The 204-nt window shown below is 35.8% G+C and carries 1 protein-coding gene; it reads left to right on the top strand.

Going from position 1 to position 204, the window contains the following annotated elements; genetic code table 11:
- Positions 1 to 204 (top strand): transposase (locus QOS03_RS09395; RefSeq protein ID WP_283576199.1); only part of this gene is annotated, 204 nt, incomplete at both ends.

Genomic DNA, 204 nt, shown 5'->3' with positions numbered 1-204 from the left:
GCGAAAAAGCGATATGCGAGATTTGATGAGCGAATTTAAAGAAATTCGCCAATCTGAATCACTTGAAGAAGCAAAACGAGCTTTAGATAACTTCATTTTGAAATGGAAAAGCAAATATAGTAACCAGATGCGAAAATTGGGTAAGTTAAGTAACTTATTCACCTTTTACGAATTTCCGCCAAGCATTCGGGCATCAATTTACTC

The sequence above is a fragment of the Limosilactobacillus pulli genome (assembly GCF_947381555.1).
Classification (GTDB): Bacteria; Bacillota; Bacilli; order Lactobacillales; family Lactobacillaceae; genus Limosilactobacillus; species Limosilactobacillus pulli.
Note: the sequence above shows the minus strand (reverse complement) of the source record. Positions and strands in the feature narration are given on the sequence as shown.